This is a genomic window from Sorangium sp. So ce381, assembly GCF_051473845.1.
GTDB lineage: Bacteria > Myxococcota_A > Polyangia > Polyangiales > Polyangiaceae > Sorangium > Sorangium atrum.
In genome coordinates this window covers 3,566,413-3,589,625 of sequence record NZ_CP150336.1, presented here as the reverse complement: position 1 = coordinate 3,589,625, position 23,213 = coordinate 3,566,413, and the positions used below count along the sequence as shown (strand labels likewise).

The window sequence follows — 23,213 nt, the reverse complement described above, 5'->3', positions numbered from 1 at the left end:
CTACCCCTTTCTCTATTTCCTCATATCCGCGCGGGTGAAGCTCCGGAGTGAGCAGTGGAATCGTCACGCGAGCGCAGACGCGCTCGCCGGTGGGCGTCGCGCTGCGCTGGTGCCCGCGGCGGCGCGGGGTGCGCGCGGGAGATCGCCGAAGATCTCCGGCATCAACGACGTCTTGCCGTGGAGCCGGAGCACGCACTCCACGAGGAGCTTCGCCGCGCCGTAGGTGGTGATCCACTCGTCGCGCGCGGCCTTCATCTCCGGGGTCATCGTGCGGCGCGCGAGCCGGGTCTTGCGCACGCTCCTGATGAGCGGCTCGAGGGCGTCCCGGGAGCGCTCGAGGTCGGCCGTCCACGCCTCGCGCTCGGGCAGCTGCCCCTCGTGCTGCTCGAGCACCTCGATCGCGTGCGTCAGCGCCGCGGCGAGCGCCGCGGGGCGACGGCGCAGCACGGTGGCGAGCGTCTGGCCCCGAAGGAGCCCTCGGGCCAGCGCGGCCCCGTTGGGCCGCGAGGCGGCGTGCTCCACGAGGCGGCGCAGCAGGCCGCGGCCCGCAGCGACCGGATTGGCCCGGCCGCCCCTGGATCCGCGGGACGCGCTGGGAGGCACAGGAGCGGCCGTCGCGTCCAGCGTCGCCTTGCGCAGGGCCTCGGTCGCGGCGTCGAGGCGCGCCGTGACGGTGCGCAGCGCGCTCCCGAACCCCGCGTCGACCGGCAGGACGAGCTTCCGGATCTGCGACGCGGTGAGGCGGCCGTACGTCTCGATGTCACGCTGGTAGATGTAGGGATCGGGCATGGGAGCGACTCCACTGCGCGCGGGCGCGTTCAGGGCGGGCGCCATGATACCCATCGCCGGCGTCGACGAAAGGAGCCGTCGCGCTGGCCTGCCTGCCGGTCCCTCCGCCAGGCAGGCCCGCGGCCGCTGCTCACGGGCAGCAGGTGAGGAGCGCGCTCGTGTCGTACGCCTCGGGGCAGATCGTGCCGCTGGAGTTGTGCCAGATGTGGAAGATCTGCTGGCCCGTCTCTCCGCACAGGGCGCTGGCCTCCGCATCGAGCGCCGAGTGCGCCTGGCACTCGTCCCCGTGGTCGATCTTGGTCGTCCAGCACGTGGGCGACGGCAGCGGCTCGGCCGCCGGGCAGCACGCATAGACGGCCCCTGTCGTCTCGCTGCCGCTGCATCCAGGGAGTTCCCGCTCGTAAGTGAACTCGGCGAGATCCGCGCCCTGGTTCCTGCAGGTGATGTAGGCCTCGTCCTTCAGATCGCTGCTGTCACTGCATGTGACGCCATCGCCCACCTCGCCGCTCCAGCACGTCTCCGGCAGGGGCGGCGGAGGGGGCAGGGCCGGCGGGGGCGGGAGCGACGGGGGCGGCGCGGGCGTCGCCTCGCCATCGTCGGACGGCGGGGGCGGCGGCTTCGCCTCGCCATCGCCGCTCGAGCCGTCCTCCACGCCGTCGCTCTTCGCGCTCTTCACGCCCGCGGAGCCCGTTCCGCTGTCAGGGTCCGGCACCTCGGCGCTGATGCAGCCCGCGCCGGCGAGAAGACCCGAGATCGAGAGACAGAGCGAGAGACCGGTCGCAACGAAAAATCGCATGGAGTCCTCCATCAAGCCCGGCCCAGCCCGGGACAGCTTCGACGCGCGCGCCGCCGGAGCCCCGGTCGGCGCGCTCTCCTCGTCGTTCCGCTCTTCATCAACCGCGGCGGGCCTGCCGGTTTCCTCCGTCAGGCCACCTCGCGATCGCGGCTCACGGGCAGCAGGTGAAGAGCGCGCTCGTGTCGTGCGCCTCGGGGCAGCTCGCGATGCCGGAGTTGTACCAGATGTGGAAGATCTGCTGCCCGGCGTCTGCGCACACGGCGCTGGCCTCGTCACCGAGCGTCGACTGCGCCTGGCACACGTCCCCGTGGTCGATCTTGGTCGTCCAGCACAGGCGCGACGGAAGCGGCTCCGCCGCCGGGCAACACGCATAGACGGCCCCTGTCGTCTCGCTGCCGCTGCATCCAGGGACGCCCCGGTCGTAAGTGAACTCGGTGAGATCCGCGCCCTGGTTGCGGCACGTGATGTAGGCCTGATCCTTCAGATCGCCGCTGTCATGGCAGGTGAGGCCGTCGCCGAGCTGGCCGCGCCAGCACTCGGTCGGCTCGTCGTCGACGCACGTGTGCTCGACGCTGCGGTAGCCGCCGTCTCTGCACGGATCGAGCAACCTGACGTCGTCGAGGACGAGGCCCTGCGCGTCGCACATCGCCTCGACCTCGCTCGTCAGATCCTCCGCCGTCCGGCAGCCCGCCTCTCCCTGCGGACCCGTCGGCTTCTCGTGCGGCTCCGCGGTCGCCTCGCCATCCGCCCCCTCGGCGCTGTTCTCGGCGCTTCGCTCGCCCTTTTGCCCAGCTGCCTCCGCCGGAGCGCTGGCGCCGCCGGTGCCTCGGCTCCACGAGGGGAGCTGGTCGCGCGACGGCGACGCGTGGACAGGCGGACGTTCCAGGGCGTCGACCCACCCCGGGCTCGACGGGAGCGCGACGGCCGGCGGCAGGGCGCGCGCGCGCGCCGGCGGGACCGGGGCGCGGCTCTCGGGGAGCTCGCCGGGGCGCTGGCCTGCGGGCGCGTCGCGCGCGTCCGGCGGCGCTGCCGAGCCGTGCGGCGCAGGCGGCGAGGTCCTCGGCGGCGGAGCGAGCCGGCGGGGCGGCTCCCGGAGGAGCGGGGCGTAGATCCGGGGCGGCGCCGGCGGGTGGCCGTCTGCCGGCGTGCGCTCCGGGATCCCGCCGTCCGCGTGGGGGCGATCGCCGACGATGCCGACCGCCGGTTCGACGGCGGGGCTGCGCGCGGAGACCTCGGGGGACGCGGGGCGCTGGAGGGCGGCGGCGAGGGCGACCGCGGCCGTTCCGGCGGCGAGGGCCAGCGCGAGCGGGCGCCCCGCGCGCCCGGCGAGGGACGGGCGCGCCCCGCGCAGCCGCGCGCCGAGGCGCGCCGCGAGCCGGGGCGACGGCGTCGCCGCCGCGAGCCGCTCGTCGACCTCGTGCAGCAGCGCGAGCAGGTCGCGGTCTCGCGTCATTGCCCCACCTCCCACCCGGCCTCGCGGAGCCGCGCGACGGCCTTTTGAATCAGCTTGCACACGTAGCTTTTGGAGTGGCCAAGGACGCTCCCGATCTCCTCCTGCTCCTTGCCGTCGAGATAGAACATCGAGAACGCGATCTGCTCCTTGGGAGGCAGCTTGCCCAGCGCCTCGAAGGCCCGGCGCAGATCGTCGCGCGCGATGGCCACCTCCTCCAGCATCGGGCGCGGGTCGGCCTCGTCCTGCCCGAGCAGCCAGCGGATGGGCGCGAGATCGAGGAACCGGTCCCGCCGCAGGCGGTTCAGGCAGCGATTCGAGGTCGCCCGGTACAGCCATCCTTCGAGGTTGTCTCGATCGGTCAGCGTCGCGAGCGCCTTCATCAGATCGAGAAATACGTCCTGCGTCACATCCTCTGCCCAGGCCACGTTGCCGCGGCCGTAACGAAGAGCGAGTCGGTACACAAGGTGATGGTGGCGGCGGTACAGCGCCTCCGCGTCCAGGGCCGCTGCGCTCGAGATCCGCACCCCGGACGCCGGGAGGCCCGATGACGACATGGGAGCGACGTGCTCGGGCGGGTCGTACCGCTCGCCGTCTCCGGGACGGGAGAGCAGCTCCTCGGCCCTGGCCTGCGGGCCGAGCCGGGATCGCGCGGCGAGGTTCACGGCAGCCTCGGCGCGAGGGAGCCGTCCGCCGCGATGCACCATGAGCCGACCACGAGCGCCGTCATCTCGCACTCTACACAACCGAGATCGCCGCCGGTTTCCTCTCGGCGCGCCGGCGGTGACGATCGCGCGGCGGACCCGGAGACGCTCGCGGCGCGCGCCCCGTCACGGAGCGCGCCTCCGGCTCGCAGCGGCTGACACCACCCGTCGCTCGACCATCGATCCGATCACCGCAGCCGCCAAGGTCTCGATCTGGCCGAGCCCTCGTCGCTCCCCTGCCCCGGAGGCCTCGACCTGACCAGCCCCTCGTGTCCAACCTGCCGTCGAGATCGCGATCTGGCCGAACCCTCCTCTGCCGCCCGCCGCCGAGGCCGCGATCTGGCCGAGCCCTCCTCTGCCGCCCGCCGCCGAGATCGCGATCTGGCCGAGCCCTCCTCTGCCGCCCGCCGCCGAGGCCGCGATCTGGCCGAGCCCTCCTCTGCGCACCTGCCGCCAAGGTCTCGTCCTCGCGGAATCCTCCCCTCGGACTCGCCCGGAAGGTCTCGACCTCCCCAGGGCACGCGTCACGACGCAGCTCCCAGGTCCGGATCTGGGCGTTGGTTCAAAATTCTACCAAACCCCAGATCGTGCCCCCCGCACATCCACGGTGATGAACGCGCGCGCCCGCCCTCGCGCAGCGCGCGTCCGGCACGCTGTCGAACGAGCCTTCACCGGGGTTCCCCGCGAGCGAGACCCGCGCGCAACGGCTGAACCCGACATCGTTCCGCGGAGACGATCGTCGACGAGGGTGGCGCATCGACCGCGGCGATCGGCCCGATCTATCAGTTCATCTAGGTCTTTATCCCATGGGATAGACCAAGGACGGGCGGGAGACGTCAGCGACCCTCGCTCTCGGCCGTTCCCCCGGGGTTTCTGCGGCCGGCACCCGCGGAGGCCGTCTTGGCATCCGCCCTGCAATACCCCCCAGCGTCCACGCCAGAGTAGCTCAGCGGTTAGAGCGCGAAAACAACTCCGGACGGTGTTCTCCGGCGCGATGAGCGCCGGCAGTGAGCTCCGGGGTTACTTCCCTTCTCAGGACGAGGTCGCGGGTTCGAGTCCCGCCTCTGGCACCAGGGCGCAGCGCGGCAGTGAGGTCACGGTTCCTTCGTTTTGACACGACCAACCCCGTGACCACCATCCTCCGCGCTGCGCCCGTTTTCTACGAGCGGGCGCATATCGAATCTGCACCCCGCTCTCGATCCCTCGCCGCGCGTGCGTCGAGGATGGAGGTGGCATCATGGCGTTCTTTCAGCATCTCAAGCGTCAGGACAAGCGCAGCGCCGACTCGCACCTGAACTGGATGGGCGGCCGCTCCTACGACATCACCGATCCGCTGAAGCGCCTCCGCCTCGCGGCCTCGTCGTGCTTCTTCGGCGAGCCCATGTACTACCACCTCGATCCCGCGGACCCGCGCCCGGCGAAGGCCGTGGACGCGGCGAAGGCGAAGGCGTCGGTGAAGGCGGCGAAGAAGGCGGCCGCCCGCGCGCGCCTCTCGGACGCCGAGGTGCGGCGCCTGCGCGAGACGCTGGGCGCGGTGGATCCGGCCGAGTGGCGCAAGCTCTCGCCGGCGGCGCTGATCGAGAAGGCCATCGACGAGGCGCTCGCGGCCGATCCGGAGGCGACGCTCGCCGAGGCGGCGCGGCTGCGCGAGGAGGAGCACATGCGCACGACGCCCCAGGTCATCCTGGTGCGCGCGGCGAACACCGCGTCCGTGCGCGGGACGGGCCTCGTGCGCAGCTACGCGCCGCGCATCCTGAAGCGCGCGGACGAGCCTGCGGTCGCCCTCGCGTACCAGCTCTACCGCTTCGGCAAGCCGGTGCCGAACGCGCTGAAGCGCGCGCTGCGCGACGCGCTCGAGCGGTTCGACGATCACGCCCTCGCGAAGTACCGGCTCGAGGGCAAGGGGAGCAAGACCGTGGACGTCATGAACCTCGTGCACCCGAAGAGCCCCAGCGTGGACCGCCTCGCGAAGGGCGCGCTCCGCGCGACCGGCCGCACCTGGGAGGCGATCGTCTCGGCGCGCGGCTCGAACCGGTGCGCGTGGCGCAAGGCGCTGCCGGTCATGGGCCACATGGCCCTGCTGCGCAACCTGCGCAACCTGATCGAGGCGGGCGTGCCGTTCGACCAGTTCCTGCCGAAGCTCGTCGAGACGGCCGCGGAGGGGAAGCAGCTGCCGTTCCGGTACTACAGCGCCTACCGCGCCGTGAAGGGCTGCGCGCCGGGCGCCGTGCTCGACGCGGTGGAGAAGTGCCTGAACCGCTCGCTCGGCCAGGTGCCGTACTTCCCCGGCCGCGTGATGGTGCTCTGCGACAACAGCGGCTCCGCGCAGGGCACGACCACGAGCAGCCTCGGGACGATGCAGATCTCCACGATCGCGAACCTCACGGGGGTCGTGGCCGGGATGCGCGCGAGCGACGGGCACCTCGGCGTGTTCGGCGACCGGCTGGAGACGTTCGCGGTGCGCAAGCAGGAGAGCGTGTTCTCGCAGCTCGAGAAGGCGGAGCACATCGCCCGCACGATCGGGACGGCGACCGAGAACGGCGTGTGGCTCTTCTGGGATCGCGCGATCCGCGAGCGGCAGCGCTGGGACTCGGTGTTCGTGATGAGCGACATGCAGGCCGGGCACGGCGGCCTGTACGGTACGCGGCCGAAGGACTACGCGGACTTCGCCTGGAACGGGCACTACATCGACGTGGCGAAGCTCGTGGCGACGTACCGCGCGCGGGTGAACCGCGACGTGCGCGTGTTCCTTGTCCAGGTCGCCGGGTACCAGGACACGCTCGTGCCCGAGTTCTATGACCGCACGTACATCCTCGGCGGCTGGGGCGAGGGGCTGCTGCGCTTCGCCGCGGCGATGGCGCAGGAGCAGCAGTAGGCGCGCCGGGCCGCATCAGGGGCACATCGGGTTGGCCGCGGCGCAATCCTCGCTCCGCGGAGCGATGTCCGTGCGCTCGACGCCACAATGCGACACGCCGCGAGCAGCCTCACCCACCGGGTCGGGGCCGCTCACGGCGAGCGCATCACGACGATAGAACGGGTTCGATCAGGCTTTGCCGCCGAGCCCGAAGCCATCGTGCAGCGCGCGGACGGCGAGCTCGGCATACTTCGTCGAGACAAGGCACGAGATCTTGATCTCGCTCGTGGAGATCGCCTGGATGTTGATCCCATCCGCCGCGAGCAGCTGGAACATCCGCGCCGCCACGCCCGCGTGCGTCCGCATCCCGAGGCCGACGATCGACACCTTCACGATGTCCTCCTCGTAACGGATACTCATGGCGCGCACGGCGCTGGCGACCTTCTCCATCACGAGCTTCGCCCGCGGGAGATCCGCCTTGCCGACGGTGAACGTGACGTCGGCCTTCACCTCGCCGGACGTGCCGCGCGTCTCCAGGCCGTAGCTCGGCGCGTTCTGGATGATCATGTCGACGCTGATGTTCTCCTCGGCCAGCGCGCCGAAGATCTGCGCCACCACGCCCGGCTTGTCGTCGACGCCGACGAGCATGACCCGCGCCTCGTTCCGGTCGAGCGCCACGCCCGTCACCGTCACGCTCTCGAGAGACTGCTCCTCGCTGACGACCCACGTGCCCGGCACGTCCGAGAACGACGACCGCACATGCACCGGGACACCGTACTTCATCGCAACCTCCACGCTCCGTATCTGAAGGACCTTCGCTCCCAGCGAGGCGAGCTCCAGCATCTCTTCGTAGCTGATCCGCTCGATCTTCCGCGCCGTCTTGCAGATGTTCGGGTCCGTTGTGTAAACGCCGTCGACGTCCGTGTAGATCTCGCACTCGGCGCCCACCGCCGCCGCGATCGCCACGGCGCTCGTGTCGCTGCCGCCTCGCCCGAGCGTCGTGATGTTGCCCGCGTCGTCCACGCCCTGGAACCCGGCGACCACCGCGATCTTCCCCCCGGCCAGCGCCTCGTGCAGCCGCTGGGCGTCGATCGCCTTGATCCGCGCCTTCGTATAGGCGCTGTCCGTCAGGATCTTGAGCTGGTGGCCGAGGAAGCTCCGCGCCTTGCCCCCCTGCGCCTGGATCGCGATCGCCATCAGCGCGGCCGAGACCTGCTCGCCGGTCGCCGCGAGCGCGTCCATCTCCCGCGCGTCGGGCACGGGCGCGATGTCCGACGCCAGCTTGAGCAGCCGGTTCGTCTCGCCGGACATCGCGCTGACGATGACCACGACGTCATGACCGGCCTGCTGTGTGGCGAGCGCCCGCGCGGCCGCCCGCTGGATGCGCTCGATGGACCCGACGGACGTACCGCCGAACTTCTGGACGATGAGGCTCACGCGAGGTGTGGCCAACTAGTCCAACACAGACACTCGGGTCAAGGAGAAATTCGGCGGCCGTGCGCGCCAGGCGAGCCCGTCCCACGTACGACCCGTCGCCGAGGCGCCGCCGCCACCGCGCCAATCCGGGGATAGCCCGGACAACCGCGCCGGGTGCAGCCCCGATCGCCGGGAATAAACACCAGGTTCAGCCGCTTCGGGTCGGCGCTGTTGACAGAGATCCACCCGCCGCTACGATGGCGCCGCCTTTCGCCTGGGTAAATGGTGATCCAGGGTGTCCCGACGGCGCGCCCGCCGGCCAAGGCGGGGGGGATCGCCAGGGGCGAACGACGGAGCAGGGCGCTCCGCTTCTCAAGGAACCATCTAAGGAGGTCATTTTGGCTAGCGATGTGATGATCGAGGCGAGCTCGCTGACCAAGCGCTATGGGTCGCTGCGCGCGCTCGACAAGGTGAGCTTCGAGGTCCATCGCGGCGAGGTCGTCGGCTTCCTGGGACCGAACGGGGCCGGCAAGTCGACGACGATGCGCATCCTCACCTGCTTCCTCTCGGCGTCGGCCGGGACGGCGCGGGTCCACGGGTACGACGTCTTCGACGACCCGCTCGATGTCCGGCGCAAGCTCGGGTACCTGCCCCAGCGCGCCCCGCTCTACGGTGAGATGAACGTCTGGGAATACCTCTCGTTCGTCGCCGACATGCGCGGCCTCGATCACTCGCTCTTCAAGAAGCGGATGAAGGGGATCGTCGAGGTATGCGGCCTCGCCCAGGTGCTCGGCAAGGACATCGGCACGCTGTCCCACGGCTACCGCCAGCGCGTCGGCCTCGGCCAGGCGCTCGTCCACGATCCCCCGATCCTCATCCTCGACGAGCCGACGAGCGATCTCGACCCGAACGAGAAGGCGGAGGTCATCCGCTACATCAAGGAGATCGGCAAGGAGCGGACGATCCTCCTCTCCACCCACAACCTCTCCGAGGTCGAGGCCGCCTGCGCCCGCGCCATCGTCGTCTCCAAGGGGCGCGTCGTCGCCGACGGCCCGCTCGACGACATCCGCGCCAAGAGCGGCAAGGTCCGGTACGTCGTCACCGTCCACGAGAAGAAGGTCTTCGAGGGCGGCGACGGCTACCGGTCGGGCGCGCGCAAGCCGCCGACGGCGCAGGAGGTCCAGGAGGCGCTCTCCGGTCTGCCCGGGGTCACCAGCGTCACCGAGCTGCCGACCGGCGACAGCGCCCACAGCTTCCAGCTCCTCGGCGCGCTCGGCGGCGACATCCGGCCCGAGCTCTTCCAGCTCGTCGTGCAGAAGGGCTGGCTCCTCCTCGAGATGCGGCGCGACTCGCAGAGCCTCGAGGACGTGTTCAAGGCGCTCACGCGCGGCGACGAGCGCAAGGACCGCGGCCGCAAGCTGATCACCGACGACCTCGACGACGAGGACGAGGCGAGCGCGGCGGCCGACGACGAAGAGGACGACGAGGACGAAGAGGACGAAGACAGCGCCGGCGACGAGGCCAAGGACGGCAGCGACGGCGGCGAGGACGAAGGCGCGGAGGAAGAAGCGCCCGGCAAGAAGAAGGGCTGAACGGTATGAGCACCACCCTGACCATCGCGAAGCGGGAGTTCCGCTCCAACTTCGATTCCCCACTGGCCTATGTCGTGATCTGCTTCGGGCTGATCGCGCTCGGCCTCATCTTCTTCTTCATGAACGGCGGCTTCTGGCAGGCGGATCGCGCCTCGCTCGTGCAGCTGTTCAGCTGGGCGCCGATAGGGCTCTCCTTCTTGATCGTCCCCGTCATCACGATGCGGCTCCTCGCGGAGGAGAAGCGGAGCGGCACGCTCGAGATGCTGATCACGCTGCCCGTGCAGGACCACGAGGTCGTCCTCGGCAAGTTCCTCGGCGCGTGGGGGCTCGTCCTCGTGCTCGTCTTCTCGACGATCCTCTACCCGATCATGATGTTCGTGTGGCCCTGGCACCTCGGCGCGCTCGACAGCGGGCCCGTGCTCTCGGGCTACATCGGCCTCGTGCTCTACAGCGCGGCGGCGGTCTCGATCGGCCTCCTCATCTCGTCGCTGACCGACAGCCAGGTGATCGCGTTCTTCATCACCTTCCTGGTGCTCGGGTTCCTGCACGGCGTGGACAACTTCGCCGACTACGCCCCGTCGTTCCTCCGCGACTTCCTCTCCTTCATCAGCTTCGACACCCGCCTCACGCCGTTCGCGCGCGGCATGGTGTCCACTCGAGACATCGTCTTCTTCCTCTCGGTCACCGCGGGCAGCCTCATGGCCGCGTTCAGGGCGCTCGAGCGCAGGAAGTGGGCGTAAGGACCAACCATGGAACGGAAAGCCAAAGCCGCGACGCAGACAGGCGTCTACCTGGCCATCGTGGCCGCCATCCTCGTGGTGGCCAACGTCATCTCGTACGGCGCCTACAAGCGCTTCGACATGACGAAGACCGAGAGGTTCACCCTCTCGAAGGGCTCGGCCCACCTCGTCCGCGAGGGGCTCAAGCAGGATCTCCAGATCGACGTCTACGTCACCCGGGGGCTCCCGAAGCACGAGGCGTTCATCCAGGACCTCACCGACCTCATGAACGAGTACGAGCAGGCCTCGAACGGCAAGCTCCACTACGCGATCATCGAGGCGAAGACGGACGAGCAGCGCGCCGCCGCCAAGGAGGCGGGCCTGCAGGAGGCCGCGTTCGGCGAGGGGAGCGAGACCGGCCAGGATCAGGCCACGATCACCCGCGGGTTCATGGGCATCGCCTTCAAGTACGGCAGCGAGAAGGAGGCGATCCCGATGCTCTCGCCGGACCAGGCGCAGGGCCTCGAGTTCTGGATCACGAACACGATCCGCGAGATCCGCGACAAGGCGGACGCCATCGACACCAAGATCGGCATCGTGACCGGCAAGGACGAGATCAAGCTGACCGACGCGAACCTCGTCGCGGCGCAGGGCGGCCGGGGGGGTGGCCCGTCGATGCGCGCGCTGCTCGAGCACCACTTCCCGTTCTACAAGTTCGAGGACGTCGACCTGAAGGGCGGCGACAGCGAGATCAACAAGGAGCTCGCCGGCCTCGTCATCACGCAGCCGGGCAAGGAGTTCACCGAGAAGGAGCTGCGCCGCATCGACCAGTTCATGATGCTGGGCAACAAGGCGCTCGCCGTGTTCGCCGGCGCGGTGAACCTCAAGGCGTCCGATCCGGCGATGAAGGCGTCGCTCAACACCTGGGGCCTCGAGAAGCTGCTCGACGGCTACGGCGTCGAGATGAAGAAGGAGGCGATCCTCGACTGGAGCCGCTCGATGGCCATCCCGGTGCAGACGCAGTCGGGCCAGATGATGTGGTTCCGCGCGCCGGGCATCCTCCAGCTCCAGGAGGACAGCCGCTTCGACGAGAAGGAGCAGATCCTCGACTCGTCGTTCCCCGGCTTCTTCCGCCTCCCCGAGCTCGCCTTCCCCTTCCCGTCGACCCTCGTGCCGCACCCGGAGAAGCAGCCCGAGGCGACGATGAAGGTCGTCGCGCGCTCGACGCCGAAGACGACGGTCGACGTGTCCGAGGCCATCGACATGAAGTTCTCGGCCGACTGGAAGCCGAAGGGCGAGTACGCGCAGCGCGCGATCGCCGTGACGATCGAGGGCAAGCTCAAGAGCGCCTTCGGGGGCCAGGAGGGGCTCGGGATCAGCGCTCCCGCGGAGAGCGCGGACAAGGGCCGGATCCTCGTGCTGTCGGCGTCGCAGTTCCTCGCGAACCCGTTCGCGCGGGCCGGCAACCCGCCCCCCATGCCGCCTCAGATGGCGATGATGGGCGGGATGGGCGGCGACGAGGATCTCCTGATGCTCTCGCAGCCGTACGCGCAGAAGTACCTGACCGCCACCATCCTGGCGTTCAAGAACACCCTCGACTGGATGGCGGGGGACAGCACGCTGCTCGCCGCGACCGCGAAGATGTTCGGCGATACGAACCTGACCTACGCGGGCATCGAGAAGCCGAAGCAGGAGGCCACGGACGACGAGGCCACCCTGGCCAAGAAGGCCGAGGAGTACCGGGCGGAGCGGAAGACCGTGCAGCAGCGCGTGCAGTGGTCGCTGACGCTCCTGCCGGCGGCCCTCTTCGCCGTGTTCGGCCTCATCCGGTGGCGGCGTCGCGAGAGCGCCCGCGAGAACATCACGCTCGACTGAGCCAGAGCCCCATCGGGTGAAAGAGCCATGAAGACCGAGCACAGAATCTACATCGCCCTCGCCGTCCTCGCGCTCCTCGGCCTCGGCGTGTACTTCACGCAGAAGAAGCAGAAGGACGAGCTCGCCGCGCACTCGGCGACCGCCGCCACGGCGGATCTGCCGAAGGTGGGCGTCTCGAAGGAAGACGTCGAGAAGGTCACGAAGATCGCGATCAAGAACGCCGACAAGTCCGACGTGACGCTCGAGAAGAAGGGCGACACGTGGGAGGTCACGAAGCCCGTCAACGCCAAGGCGAACGCGGCGAACGTGCGGAGCCTCCTCGACAACCTGAAGGAGCTCAAGCTGAAGGAGGTCATCGACCGGACGAACGGCATGTACCCTCAGTACGAGCTCACCGACGAGAAGGCGGTCCACGTCGTCGCGTACAAGGGCGAGGAGAAGGCGCTCGACCTGTACCTCGGCAAGAGCGGCTCGCGCGGCCAGATGGCGCGCGTCGACGGGAAGGACGGCGTCTTCGTCGCGGGCGGCTACTCGAGCTACCTCTACACGCGGGAGCCGAAGAACTGGCGCGAGACGTCGATCCTCAAGTTCGAGGACGAGAACGCCATCCAGGTCTCGGTCGAGAACAAGAACGGCCTGTTCAGCTTCTCGAAGAACGGCGACAAGTGGGCCGGCACGTTCGCCCAGCGCGACAAGGGCGGCAAGCTGGGCGCGGCCTCCGCGAAGTGGGAGAAGTTCGACGAGGCCAAGGTGAAGGACCTGCTGCGCGCCTACAAGAACCTCGGCGCGGAGGACTTCGGCGACGAGAAGTCGGACACCGGGCTCGACGCGGCGACCTCGAACGGCGGGATCATCACGATCAAGCTCAAGGACAACGCGGGCGACTTCACCGTCAAGGTGGGCAAGATCGCGAAGGGGTCGAGCCGCTACGCCACGAAGGAAGGCGGCGATGGCACGATCTACGTGCTGTCGTCGTGGTCGGCCGACTGGGCCCTCGCAGAGCCGAAGAGGTTCGAGAAGGCCGAGAAGAAGGACGACAAGAAGGGCGAAGACGCCCATGAAGACGAGGCGGCGGGCCACATGGGCCTGGACGACGGCGAGTAGCCGGCGACGTCGCGCATGAGAGCGGGAGGCGCTGGGAGACCGGCGCCTCCTTGCATTTTGTGCGCCCGCAGCTCGAAGCCGGGTCGCCATCTCACCGGCGCAACCAGGCGACCTCAACCCGGGTCGGCAACCTCAACCTGGGTCGGCGCCGGTGACCTCAACCTCGCCGGTGACCTCAACCTGGGTCGGCAACCTCAACCTGGGTCGGCGCCATCTGCTGGTGTGACTCCCGCACCACGCGAACCTCAATTCGCACTCGAGGGCCGATGTGACGAATATTCGACGCACTCTGCGCACGATTTTTCGTCACCCGTGACTATCACGCCCTGGCGAATCCGAAGCGTACACGGCGGAATCAAGCTCAAACCCTGGATTCCCGTGTTTTCTGTTTGCCCTGGCTCGATTTTCGCTTATGGCTGCGCTCACTCAGGCCCCCGCTGTCCTTATCGGACGGATCACAACGTCCGGCCGGCCTGAGCCGCCAGAGAGCCTATGCGCACGTTCGTCGAAGTCCTTCAGCAGAATTCGGTGCACGCCGACCGCGCAGTCACGTTCGTTCGCAGCTCGGGGGAGGAGCGAGCGATCACCTACGCCGAGCTCTGGATCGAGGCGAGGCGCCGGGCCTACGCGCTTCGCAAGCTCGGGCTCCGCAAGGGCGACCGGGTCGCGCTGATCCTGACGGAGGCCGACGAGTTCGTCCTGACCTTCGTGGGCGCGCTGACGGCAGGCATCGTCGCCGTCCCGATGTACCCGCCGCAGTCGCTGGCCAAGCTCGAGGCGTACGGCGAGACGGTGCAGCACATCCTCGAGGCGTCAGGCGCCAGCGTGCTCGTCACGAACGAGCAGCTCAAGGAGATGATCGACGCCTACCTCGCGGCGAACGGCGAGAGCCGCGAAGCCCTCCCAGGGCTGCGCGTCGTCCTCGAGCGTGACCTGCGCGCGCCCGACGCGTTCGACGGGTTCGACGCATCGCACGCGGGCGAGCCGTGGCGCGTGTCCCTCGACGACCTCGCGTTCCTGCAGTTCACATCGGGGAGCACCTCGCGGCCGAAGGGCGTGATGGTGACCCACCGCAACCTGACGGTGAACAGCCACGCCATCATGTTCGACGGGCTGCGCTCCACCCCGGAAGATCGCGGCGTCAGCTGGCTGCCCCTCTACCACGACATGGGGCTCATCGGCTTCGTCATCGCGCCGCTCTACGCGCTCGTGCCGGTGATGTTCCTGCCGACGACGGCGTTCATCCGCCGCCCCTCGCTCTGGCTCGACGCGATCCACAGGTTCCGCGGGACGATCACCTTTGCCCCGAACTTCGCCTTCGCCCTCGCCACGCGCGCCGTCACCGACGCGCAGGCGGGCAGCTGGGACCTCTCCTGCGTGCGCGCGCTCGGGTGCGGCGCCGAGCCGATCCAGGCCGACGTGCTCCGCGCGTTCCTCCGCCGCTTCGGCGAGCGGGGGCTCCGCCCGGAGAGCATCCTGCCCTCGTACGGCATGGCCGAGGCCACGCTGGCGATCACGTTCAGCGACCTCAAGGCCCCGCTCACCACCGATCGCGTGGACGCGAAGGCGATGCAGGCCGGCAAGGCGCGGCCCGCGAACGGCGGCGCGTCGCTGGAGCTCGTCTCCTGCGGTCGCCCCCTCCCCTGCCACGAGCTCATCATCGCGGGCCCCGACGGATCGCCGCTCGGCCCGCGCGAGGTCGGGGAGATCTGGGTGCGCGGCCCGAGCGTCGCCGCCGGCTACTTCAACGAGCCAGAGGCGACCGAGGCCGCGTTCGGAGGGGGCTGGCTGCGGACAGGCGATCTCGGCTATACAGTCGCCGGCGAGGTGTACCTCTGCGGCCGCTCCAAGGATCTCATCATCCTGGGCGGCAAGAACTACTTCCCCCAGGACATCGAGCGCATCGCGTCCTCCGTCGAGGGGGTGCGCGAGGGCCACTGCGTCGCGTTCTCGTGCCTCACCGCCGAGGGGGCCGAGCGCGCGATCGTCGTCGCCGAGGCCAAGCGGAGCGTGGCCGGCGTCGCGCAGGCGATCACCCAGGCCGTGCGCGCCCAGCTCGGCGTGCAGCTGTCCGAGGTCGCGCTGATCAAGCGGGGGACGCTGGCGAAGACGTCGAGCGGCAAGGTGCGGCGCCGCGAGATGAAGCGGCGCTTCGAGGCCGGCGAGCTCGAGGTCGCCTCGGAGTTTGATGAGGGCGCGACGCCCTCTCCCCATGGCGACGTGGTCCGCGCGGGCGGCCCTGTGTCGCGAACCGAAGGGGGCCGCGCGGGCGGCGCCCCGGCACGTGTCGAAGGAGTCATCGATGGGATCCAGTAAGGCCGAGGTCGAGGTCAGCTACGACGTCTCGAACGAGTTCTTCAGGCTCTGGCTCGACGAGCGCATGAACTACACCTGCGCCGTCTACGAGTCCCCCGAGCAGTCGCTCGAGGCCGCGCAGCTGAACAAGCTCCGGATCCTGTCGGACTTCGCCAAGGCGGGGCCCGGGAAGAAGGTGCTCGACATCGGCTGCGGCTGGGGCGCGGCGCTCGAGTACGTGGCCACGGCGCGCGGCGTGACGCGCGCGGTCGGCGTCACCCTGTCCACCGCGCAGGCCGCCGAGGTCAACGCCCGGAAGATCCCCGGCGTCGAGGTGGTCGGCGGCGACTTCCGGACCTTCACGACGGCCGAGCGGTTCGACAGCCTCATCTCGATCTGCATGATCGATCACCTGTGCTCGCCGGAGGAGGCGCGACAGGGCAAGGCCATCGACATCTATCGGGCTTACTTCAAGAAGGCCTGGGAGCTCACGAGCAAGGGCGCCTGGTTCGGCCTCCAGACCATCCTCCGCAACCGTACGCCGCGGATGACGCCCTGGGGTGGGCTCCCCGGCGGCACGAAGAAAGAGCTGGAGGACATCTACTTCGTCACGCGGGAGATCTTCCCCGGCGGCCTGAACCCTCGGCTCGAGGACATCATCCAGGCGGCGAACCCCTACTGGGAGGTGATGCAGGTGAACACGCGGCGCGAGCACTACCAGCGCACCACCGCGGAGTGGCTCCGCCGGCTCAAGCTGAACGAGAAGACCATCCGGTCGACGTGGGGGGACAAGGTCTTCGACGACTACGATCGTTACCTGTCGACGTGCGTGAACGCGTTCGACAAGCACTACAGCTCCCTCGCTCAATACGAGCTTCGCAGGATCGACTGAACCATGACGGACAAGACCAATCTGCTCGAGATGTTCAAGACGGTTGCCGCCCGGGTGGACAAGCGCGAGTTCCCCAATGTCACCGCGACGTCCGTGATCACCGAGCTCGGCATCGACTCGCTCTCGATGATGCAGATCGTCGGAGAGATGGAGACCGAGCTCGGGATCATGATTCCGGACGAGGATCTCGTCGAGCTCATCACCGTGGGCGACCTCTGCAAGAAGGTCGGGGAGCGGCTGGAGGCGATCGTATGAGCCGGCTGGAGGAGAAGATCTTCCAGGAGTACATGACGTTCTTCGAGAAGGCGGAGCGCGAGCGCCGCTGGAACGTCTTCCAGGACATCCCGTGGGAGCGCGTGAACAAGGACGCGAGCGAGGAGCTCGCCCTGTGCGCGGAGACCTTCTGCTCGGTCGAGATGTACCTGCCGGACTACGTGGCGAACGGCATCAACCTCGTGCGGAAGTACTTCGGCCAAGCGTGGTTCCAGGCCAACTGGGCCTATGAAGAGTCGAAGCACTCGCTCACGCTGATGCAGTACCTCCTGCGCTCCGGCAAGCGCACGGAGGAGCAGCTCACCGATCTACAGAACCAGATCTTCGCGAAGAAGTGGGACCTCCCGTTCCACACGCCGCGGCAGATGACGTTCTACGGCTGCGTGCAGGAGATGGCGACGTTCGTCATCTACGTGAAGCACCGGGAGCGGGCCGCGACGGAGGGCGACGAGTGCCTGCGGGCGATCTACGACTACATCGCCCGCGACGAGATCGCCCATTGCCGCTTCTACCAGAGCGTCATCAAGGTGCTGCTCGAGGAGGACCGGCCGGGGACGCTCGCGGACATGGCGCACGTGTTCGCGAACTTCGAGATGCCGGGCGTCGGGATCGTCCCCGACTACGACTCGCGCATCCTGAAGATGCGCGAGGCCGGCGTCGACCGGAACGTGTTCATCCAGAAGGTCTACATGCCGATCCTCAAGTACCTCGGCGTGAGCCGGCACGAGATGCTCGCCGCCCAGCGCACCGCGCTCGATCTTCGCCGCGGCGGTGAGGGCCGCCGTGACACCTCGATCGAGGGCCGCGCAGGCGCTCCCAACCTGGACAACGCCGCGCCCCAGGTGCTGTCCGCCTGAACCCTTCCACCTCCCCTCCCCCAACGAACACGAGCAGTCCGATGCGAAGGCGCGTCGTCGTGACCGGGATCGGCGCCGTTTGCCCGCTGGGCAACGACGTCGCCACCACCTGGCAGAACCTCCTCGCCGGCCGGTCCGGCGTGGACTACATCCGCGATTTCCCCGTCGACAGGCTCCGCAGCGACATCGCGGCCAGCGTGAAGGCGTTCGATGTCGGGAGGTACCTGTCGCCCAAGGAAGCGGAGATCTACGGCCGCGTGACCCACTTCAGCCTCGCGGCCGCGGTGGAGGCGCTGCGCGAGGCGGGCATCGTGCCGATCGAGCGCGCCCCTGCCGCGGACGACGAGGCGGTGCGCGCGGGCGCGCGGGCACAGGGCGCGCCGCCGCTCGCCGCCGCGCCGGCGAGCGGACTCGACCGGACTCGCATCGGGTGCCTGATGTCCACGGGCATGGGGTCGGTCGAGATCTTCGAAGAGCAGGTCGCCAGGAGCGCGGCGCGCGGCCCGCGGGCCGTGTCGCCCTACTTCATCCCGGGGGTGATGCCGAACGGCGCGGCGGCGCTCATCTCCATGCGATACGGGCTCATGGGGCCGTCGTACAACCTCGCGAGCGCGTGCGCGACGGGCACGCACTCGATCGCGACCTCGGCCCTCATGATCGAGGCGGGCGAGGCCGACGTGATGGTCGCGGGGGGCGCCGAGGCCGCGACGCGGCTCAACACCGTCGCGGGGTTCGGCAATGCGAAGGCGCTCGCCAAGGCCGTCGACGGCGACCCCGCGCGCGCGAGCCGCCCGTTCGACCGGCGCCGCCAGGGCTTCGTGATGGGCGAAGGAGCAGGCGCGCTCGTGCTCGAGGAGGAGCAGCACGCGCTCGCGCGCGGCGCGAAGCCGCTCGCGATCATGGCCGGCTTCGGGATGACCACGGACGCGGAGCACCTCACGCGGCCGCACTCGGGGGGGCTCGGGCTCGCGCTCGCGGTGGAGCGCGCCCTCGCCAGGGCCGGCACGGCGCCGGAGGCGATCGGCTACATCAACCCGCACGCGACCTCGACGCCGCAGGGCGATGCCGCCGAGGTGCTGGCGCTGCGGCGCGTCTTCGGCGAGCGCCTCGCGCGCATCCCGATCTCGGCGACCAAGTCGATGATCGGGCACCTGCTCGGCGGCGCCGGCGCCGTGGAGACGATCGCGGTCGTGTGCTCGCTGCGCGACCAGCTGCTGCACCCGTCGATCAACGTGGATGAGCTCGATCCGGAGTGCTCCCTGGACGTCGTGCGGGAGCGGCGGGCGGTCGATCTGCGTCACGCGGTGAAGTGCTCGGCGGGCTTCGGCGGGCACAACTGCGCGCTGGTGCTGGAGCGGGCGTAGCGCCGGCGACGCCGGCACGGCTGGCGGCCCCCCGCGTCCGGCCCTACGTGGCTGCCCATGGCAGCCCACAAGAACAGGCTCGCGAGCGAGTCGTCGCCGTACCTCCTGCAGCACGCGCACAACCCGGTCGCGTGGTACCCGTGGGGCGCGGAGGCGCTCGATCTCGCTCGCCGAGAGGACAAGCCGATCCTCCTGTCCATCGGCTACGCCGCCTGCCACTGGTGCCATGTGATGGAGCGCGAGTCGTTCGAGGACGAGGCGATCGCCCGGCACATGAACGACCTCTTCGTGAACATCAAGGTCGACCGGGAAGAGCGGCCCGATCTCGATCACATTTACCAGCTCGTCGTGCAGCTCATGGGCCGGAGCGGCGGCTGGCCGTTGACGGTGTTCCTCACTCCGGACCAGCGCCCCTTCTTCGCGGGCACGTACTTCCCGCCGAAGGACGCGCTCGGCATGCCCGGCTTCCCGAAGGTGCTCGACAAGATCGCCGACGCCTTCAGGAACCGGCGCGACGACGTCGAGCAGCAGGCGCAGGAGATCACCGAGGCCATCGAGCGCGCGCAGCGCGCGCCGGCGCGCGCTGCAGGCGTCGTCGCGCCCGCGTCGTCGGATCTGCTCCGGCGCGCGTCGCGGCAGCTGCTCGCGCGCCTCGACCCCCGCCACGGCGGCATCGGATCGCGGCCGAAGTTCCCGAACACGATGGCCCTCGACGTGCTGCTCCGCCGCGGCGTGCTGGAGGGCGATCGCGTCGCGGCGGAGGGCGTCGAGCTCACGCTGGACAGGATGCGGGACGGCGGCATCTGGGATCACCTGCGCGGCGGCTTCCACCGCTACTCGACGGACGAGCGCTGGCTCGTGCCCCACTTCGAGAAGATGCTCTACGACAACGCGCTCCTCCTGCGCCTCTACGCCGACGGGTTCCGCGCGTTCAAGAAGCCGATCTACGCCGAGACGGCGCGCGAGATCGTCGGCTACCTGTTCGCCGAGATGCGCGACCCGGAGGGCGGCTTCTACGCGTCGCAGGACGCCGACTCGGAGGGGAGCGAGGGCAAGTTCTTCGTGTGGACGCTCGATCAGCTCCGCGACGCCGTCGGCGAGGATCGGCTCGCGTACGACGTGGCCCGCCTCGTCTTCGGCATCACCGAGGAGGGCAACTTCGAGGACAGCGGCGCGACGGTGCTCTCGCAGCACCGCACGCTCGAGCAGGCCGCGGCGGTCATCGACGAAGGCGCGGGAGGGGGCTCCTCGACCCACCTCGATCGGTGCCGCGAGGCGCTCGCGCGCGCCAGGGCCGCGATGCTCGCGGCGCGCGAGGCGAGGCCTCGGCCGGCGCGCGACGACAAGGTGCTCGCGAGCTGGAACGGGCTGCTCATCGGGGCGCTCGCCGACGCGGGCCGCGCGCTGGACGAGCCCGCCTGGGTCGACGCCGCGGCGCGCGCCTTCGCGTTGCTCGAGCGGAAGCTCATCCGCGGCGGCCGCGTCGGCCGTTACCTCAAGGACGGCGCGCCCGCAGGCGCGAAGGGCGAGCGCGGCGGCTCCGGCGCGGCCCTGGGCGACGTCCGGCCAGGGTTCCTCGACGATCAGGCGTACCTCGGGAACGCGGCGCTCGATCTGTACGAGGCCACCTCCGACCCGCGCTACGTCGGCGTCGCGCGCGCGATCGCCGACGCGATGATCGCGCACCACTGGGACGAGGCCACGCCCGGGTTCTTCTTCACGCCGGACGACGGCGACGCGCTGATCGCGCGCACGCAGGACATCTACGACCAGGCCGCTCCCTCGGCCGCCTCGATGGCGGCGCTCCTCTGCCTTCGCCTCTCCGAGATCGCCGACGAGCGTTACCTCTCACCAGCGGAGCGGCAGCTGGAGGTCCTCGCGCCGACGGCGCTCGAGAACGCCTTCGGTCTCGGCCAGACCGTGTGCGTGCTCGATCGTTTGACGCGCGGCGCGGTGACGATCGTGGTGATCGGCAAGGCGGGCTCGGCGGCGGCAGCCGAGCTCGCGCGCGAGGCGTTCAAGGCGTACCTGCCGAACCGGGCGATCGTGCTCGTGGATCCGGCTCGGCCGGAGAGCGCCGCGGCGGTGAAGGTCGTCGCCGAGGGCAAGCCCGCGCGCCCTGGCGAGGCGGTCGCCTACACGTGTCGCGGGCGGACGTGCTCGGCGCCCGTCACGACGCCGGCCGACCTCAGGGCGCTGCTGGGGTAACGCGGCACGCGCTGAGCTCGCACGGGCCGCGATCCGGGGCGCTCCTGCAGGTGCATCCGGACACCGGGCCCGGCGCGTGCGTCTGCGCGCATCCACGCCCGACGCCCTCGGCGCGGCCCTCGCTCGGAGCGCAGGCCTCCACGTCGAGCCTCGAGTCGTCGTCGAAGTCCGTCACGAAGGTGCAGCTGCAACGGTAAGGCGTGCCCTGCTCGGGGCGGCACGCCGACGAGAGCACCACCCACAGCAGGGCTCCCGCGCGCGCCGCCCGGACGGGCCATCTACGGCGTGACGGTGCCGCCACCCTTGTCGCCGCCGGCCTTGGTCCCACCCGTGTTGCTCTCGCGGATGTGGAACTCGACGCGCCGGTTCTTCTGGCGCCCGGCCTCGGTGTTGTTGTCCTCGATCGGCCGCCTCGGGCCGAAGCCCGCCGCCGTGAGCCGCGCCGGATCGATGCCGCCCCGCTCGATCAAGTACGTCCTCACCGAGTGAGCGCGATCGTTCGAGAGCTTCTCGTTGAGCTGGTCCGGGCCCCGGTTGTCGGTGTGGCCCTCGATCGCGACGAGCGTGATCTCGGGGTTCACCTTGAGGAGCCGGACGACCTCGTCGAGGATGCTGTAGCTGTTCGGCAGGATCCTCGCGCTGCCGGTCGCGAACTGCACCTGCTTCAGGATCTGGATCTCGCTCGACCCCGTGATGCGACGGATGAACTGCGGGCAGCCGTTCTTCGTCGGCTCGGGGCTCGGCTGGCCCGGCTCCTTGGGGCAGGCGTCCTTCGCGTCCGGGATGCTGTCCTCGTCGGCGTCGTCCTCCGGGCAGCCGTCGGCGTCGTTGATCTTGTCAAAGTCCTCGGGCTGATCCGGGCACTTGTCGCTCGTGTCGGGGATGCCGTCGCCGTCGCGATCGGGCAGCGCCGGGCAGCCGTCGTCGGGGTTCGGCGGCTTGCCGTCCTCGGGATCGGTCGGGCAGAGATCGATGTCGTCCGGGAGCCCATCCTTGTCCGTATCCGCGGCGCGCGGCGGGACCGCCTGGAAGCGCCTGCCGGGAGACACGGGCTCGACATCCCTGATGCCGAACGAGTAGCCGATGGCCGCGACCATCCGGAAATCCGGCGCGTAGCCGCCCGACAGCCGCGTTCCGGCGCCGACCCCGAGCCACCCCTTCTTGCGCTGATCGAGCGCGAGCCGCCCCTCGGCCATCCACTCCAGCGGCGTGTTGTCGCCGGTGAACGTCGTGCCCCGGCCGAGGCCCGTCGATCCGAAGATCTGCGCGCCGAGCCGCAGCGTCCCGTTCCGGAGCGGGAGGAAGCCGCCGATCCCCCACCTCCACTCGTTCGTCACGGCGAAGTCGTTGAGCGATGAGTACGGACGGAAGTGCACCCCGGTGTTCAGGACGAAGAACATCGACTTGAGATCGATCTCGCCGGAGAGCCCGATCATCGCGCTCGCGGCGTTGTCGCCCGAGAACGAGAGCTTGCTGCCGGTCGGCACCCACGCCGTCGCGTTGGCGCCCAGCTTGAAGAAGCGATCCTCGGTGCGGTACAGGATCGCCCGCCCGTCGAGCCGTATGTCCATGAGCGCGGCGGTCGAAGGGCTCGCCGCGTCCTCTGCGCCGGCGACGCTCGGGTCGTTCGTCGGGTTGCTCGTCTGGAGGGCGATGACCGGCAGCCCCACCTGGAACGAGAAGCGGTCGAGGAGCTCGACGCCCCCGTTGAAGTAGCCGATGAGCTGCGAGGACACCGGCGAGCCGTGTTCCCTGCTGAACCGCCCCGCGGCCTGCTCGTCGTTCAGCATGTTCTCGACCCGGAAGGGATTGAGGCCGAGGCCGAGCCCGAACTGCCCGAAGAAGCGCGTCTCCGGCGCCACCTGCGGTCGCCAGAGCGCGATCGAGTCGTCGGGAGCGCCGGCCATGTAGAGCCGGTCCAGGTAGAACGTTCTCGTCTGCGCGCTCACAGGGAGCGCGCTCAAGAACAAGGCTCCCGCCGCAGCAGCCCCCAGCGCGCGTCGCTTGACGCCCCGTGCGGGCGCG

At 69.8% G+C, this 23,213-nt stretch carries 17 protein-coding genes and 1 tRNA gene; 12 read left to right on the top strand and 6 right to left on the bottom strand.

The window, feature by feature from the left end; all coding sequences use genetic code 11:
* Positions 1 to 63: 63 nt before the first annotated feature.
* The 4 genes from WMF29_RS13650 to WMF29_RS13635 form a co-directional block, all read right to left on the bottom strand.
* A complete protein-coding gene (locus tag WMF29_RS13650) occupies positions 64 to 789 on the bottom strand; it encodes a hypothetical protein (protein ID WP_437329240.1) in 726 nt (241 codons plus the stop codon).
* A 130-nt stretch (positions 790 to 919) separates the two neighbouring features.
* Positions 920 to 1,585 (bottom strand): hypothetical protein, encoded by a 666-nt coding sequence (locus tag WMF29_RS13645; protein WP_437329239.1) that lies wholly within the window; start codon positions 1,583 to 1,585, stop codon positions 920 to 922.
* Positions 1,586 to 1,736: 151 nt separating this feature from the next.
* Positions 1,737 to 3,038: a hypothetical protein gene (locus WMF29_RS13640; protein WP_437329238.1), complete on the bottom strand. Its 1,302-nt coding sequence runs from the start codon at positions 3,036 to 3,038 to the stop codon at positions 1,737 to 1,739.
* Positions 3,035 to 3,700, bottom strand: coding sequence for an RNA polymerase sigma factor (locus tag WMF29_RS13635; protein WP_437329237.1), 666 nt, complete (start codon positions 3,698 to 3,700; stop codon positions 3,035 to 3,037). The genes WMF29_RS13640 and WMF29_RS13635 overlap by 4 nt, the downstream gene beginning before the upstream one ends.
* 974 nt (positions 3,701 to 4,674) lie before the next feature.
* On the opposite strand from WMF29_RS13635, the gene WMF29_RS13630 reads away from it, so the two are divergent.
* Together WMF29_RS13630 and WMF29_RS13625 are read left to right on the top strand one after the other, a co-directional pair.
* A tRNA-Arg gene (locus tag WMF29_RS13630) sits at positions 4,675 to 4,812 on the top strand.
* A 164-nt stretch (positions 4,813 to 4,976) separates the two neighbouring features.
* A complete protein-coding gene (locus WMF29_RS13625) occupies positions 4,977 to 6,614 on the top strand; it encodes a TROVE domain-containing protein (protein ID WP_437329236.1) in 1,638 nt (545 codons plus the stop codon).
* Between the two features lie 168 nt (positions 6,615 to 6,782).
* Here WMF29_RS13625 and WMF29_RS13620 read toward each other — a convergent pair whose 3' ends face one another.
* A complete protein-coding gene (locus tag WMF29_RS13620; protein ID WP_437329235.1) occupies positions 6,783 to 8,030 on the bottom strand; it encodes an aspartate kinase in 1,248 nt (415 codons plus the stop codon).
* 377 nt (positions 8,031 to 8,407) lie between these two features.
* Here WMF29_RS13620 and WMF29_RS13615 point away from each other — a divergent pair, with 377 nt between their 5' ends.
* From WMF29_RS13615 to WMF29_RS13570, 10 genes are all read left to right on the top strand, one after another.
* A complete protein-coding gene (locus tag WMF29_RS13615; protein ID WP_437329234.1) occupies positions 8,408 to 9,601 on the top strand; it encodes an ATP-binding cassette domain-containing protein in 1,194 nt (397 codons plus the stop codon).
* A 5-nt stretch (positions 9,602 to 9,606) separates the two neighbouring features.
* Positions 9,607 to 10,341, top strand: a complete 735-nt coding sequence (locus WMF29_RS13610) for an ABC transporter permease (protein WP_272103419.1) — start codon at positions 9,607 to 9,609, stop codon at positions 10,339 to 10,341.
* A gap of 9 nt (positions 10,342 to 10,350) precedes the next feature.
* Positions 10,351 to 12,195, top strand: a complete 1,845-nt coding sequence (locus tag WMF29_RS13605; RefSeq protein WP_437329233.1) for a GldG family protein — start codon at positions 10,351 to 10,353, stop codon at positions 12,193 to 12,195.
* A gap of 27 nt (positions 12,196 to 12,222) precedes the next feature.
* Positions 12,223 to 13,299 (top strand): DUF4340 domain-containing protein, encoded by a 1,077-nt coding sequence (locus WMF29_RS13600; RefSeq protein ID WP_437329232.1) that lies wholly within the window; start codon positions 12,223 to 12,225, stop codon positions 13,297 to 13,299.
* 528 nt (positions 13,300 to 13,827) lie between these two features.
* Positions 13,828 to 15,615 (top strand): fatty acyl-AMP ligase, encoded by a 1,788-nt coding sequence (locus WMF29_RS13595; RefSeq protein ID WP_437329231.1) that lies wholly within the window; start codon positions 13,828 to 13,830, stop codon positions 15,613 to 15,615.
* Entirely contained in the window at positions 15,602 to 16,486 is an 885-nt protein-coding gene (locus WMF29_RS13590; protein WP_437329230.1) for a class I SAM-dependent methyltransferase, read from the top strand. The genes WMF29_RS13595 and WMF29_RS13590 overlap by 14 nt, the downstream gene beginning before the upstream one ends.
* A 3-nt stretch (positions 16,487 to 16,489) precedes the next feature.
* Entirely contained in the window at positions 16,490 to 16,741 is a 252-nt protein-coding gene (locus WMF29_RS13585; protein WP_272103411.1) for an acyl carrier protein, read from the top strand.
* The gene (locus WMF29_RS13580) at positions 16,738 to 17,616 is read left to right on the top strand and encodes an acyl-ACP desaturase (protein ID WP_437329229.1); all 879 of its coding nucleotides are present in this window, start codon (positions 16,738 to 16,740) and stop codon (positions 17,614 to 17,616) included. Before WMF29_RS13585 ends, WMF29_RS13580 begins: the two co-directional genes overlap by 4 nt.
* A gap of 41 nt (positions 17,617 to 17,657) precedes the next feature.
* Positions 17,658 to 18,980, top strand: a complete 1,323-nt coding sequence (locus WMF29_RS13575; protein ID WP_437329228.1) for a beta-ketoacyl-[acyl-carrier-protein] synthase family protein — start codon at positions 17,658 to 17,660, stop codon at positions 18,978 to 18,980.
* A 57-nt stretch (positions 18,981 to 19,037) separates the two neighbouring features.
* On the top strand, positions 19,038 to 21,188 hold the full coding sequence (locus tag WMF29_RS13570; RefSeq protein ID WP_437329227.1) for a thioredoxin domain-containing protein: 2,151 nt from the start codon (positions 19,038 to 19,040) through the stop codon (positions 21,186 to 21,188).
* A 278-nt stretch (positions 21,189 to 21,466) separates the two neighbouring features.
* On the opposite strand, the gene WMF29_RS13565 is transcribed toward WMF29_RS13570, so the two are convergent.
* A complete protein-coding gene (locus WMF29_RS13565; protein WP_437329226.1) occupies positions 21,467 to 23,152 on the bottom strand; it encodes an OmpA family protein in 1,686 nt (561 codons plus the stop codon).
* Positions 23,153 to 23,213 lie beyond the last annotated feature (61 nt).

What these genes read in the sequence shown, in the direction of transcription:
- WMF29_RS13650 (WP_437329240.1), bottom strand. Translation starts at nt 789, where the DNA reads ATGCCCGATCCCTACATCTACCAGCGTGACATCGAGACGTACGGCCGC.
- WMF29_RS13645 (WP_437329239.1), bottom strand. Translation starts at nt 1,585, where the DNA reads ATGCGATTTTTCGTTGCGACCGGTCTCTCGCTCTGTCTCTCGATCTCG.
- WMF29_RS13640 (WP_437329238.1), bottom strand. Translation starts at nt 3,038, where the DNA reads ATGACGCGAGACCGCGACCTGCTCGCGCTGCTGCACGAGGTCGACGAG.
- WMF29_RS13625 (WP_437329236.1), top strand. Translation starts at nt 4,977, where the DNA reads ATGGCGTTCTTTCAGCATCTCAAGCGTCAGGACAAGCGCAGCGCCGAC.
- WMF29_RS13610 (WP_272103419.1), top strand. Translation starts at nt 9,607, where the DNA reads ATGAGCACCACCCTGACCATCGCGAAGCGGGAGTTCCGCTCCAACTTC.
- WMF29_RS13605 (WP_437329233.1), top strand. Translation starts at nt 10,351, where the DNA reads ATGGAACGGAAAGCCAAAGCCGCGACGCAGACAGGCGTCTACCTGGCC.
- WMF29_RS13600 (WP_437329232.1), top strand. Translation starts at nt 12,223, where the DNA reads ATGAAGACCGAGCACAGAATCTACATCGCCCTCGCCGTCCTCGCGCTC.
- WMF29_RS13590 (WP_437329230.1), top strand. Translation starts at nt 15,602, where the DNA reads ATGGGATCCAGTAAGGCCGAGGTCGAGGTCAGCTACGACGTCTCGAAC.
- WMF29_RS13585 (WP_272103411.1), top strand. Translation starts at nt 16,490, where the DNA reads ATGACGGACAAGACCAATCTGCTCGAGATGTTCAAGACGGTTGCCGCC.
- WMF29_RS13580 (WP_437329229.1), top strand. Translation starts at nt 16,738, where the DNA reads ATGAGCCGGCTGGAGGAGAAGATCTTCCAGGAGTACATGACGTTCTTC.
- WMF29_RS13575 (WP_437329228.1), top strand. Translation starts at nt 17,658, where the DNA reads ATGCGAAGGCGCGTCGTCGTGACCGGGATCGGCGCCGTTTGCCCGCTG.
- WMF29_RS13570 (WP_437329227.1), top strand. Translation starts at nt 19,038, where the DNA reads ATGGCAGCCCACAAGAACAGGCTCGCGAGCGAGTCGTCGCCGTACCTC.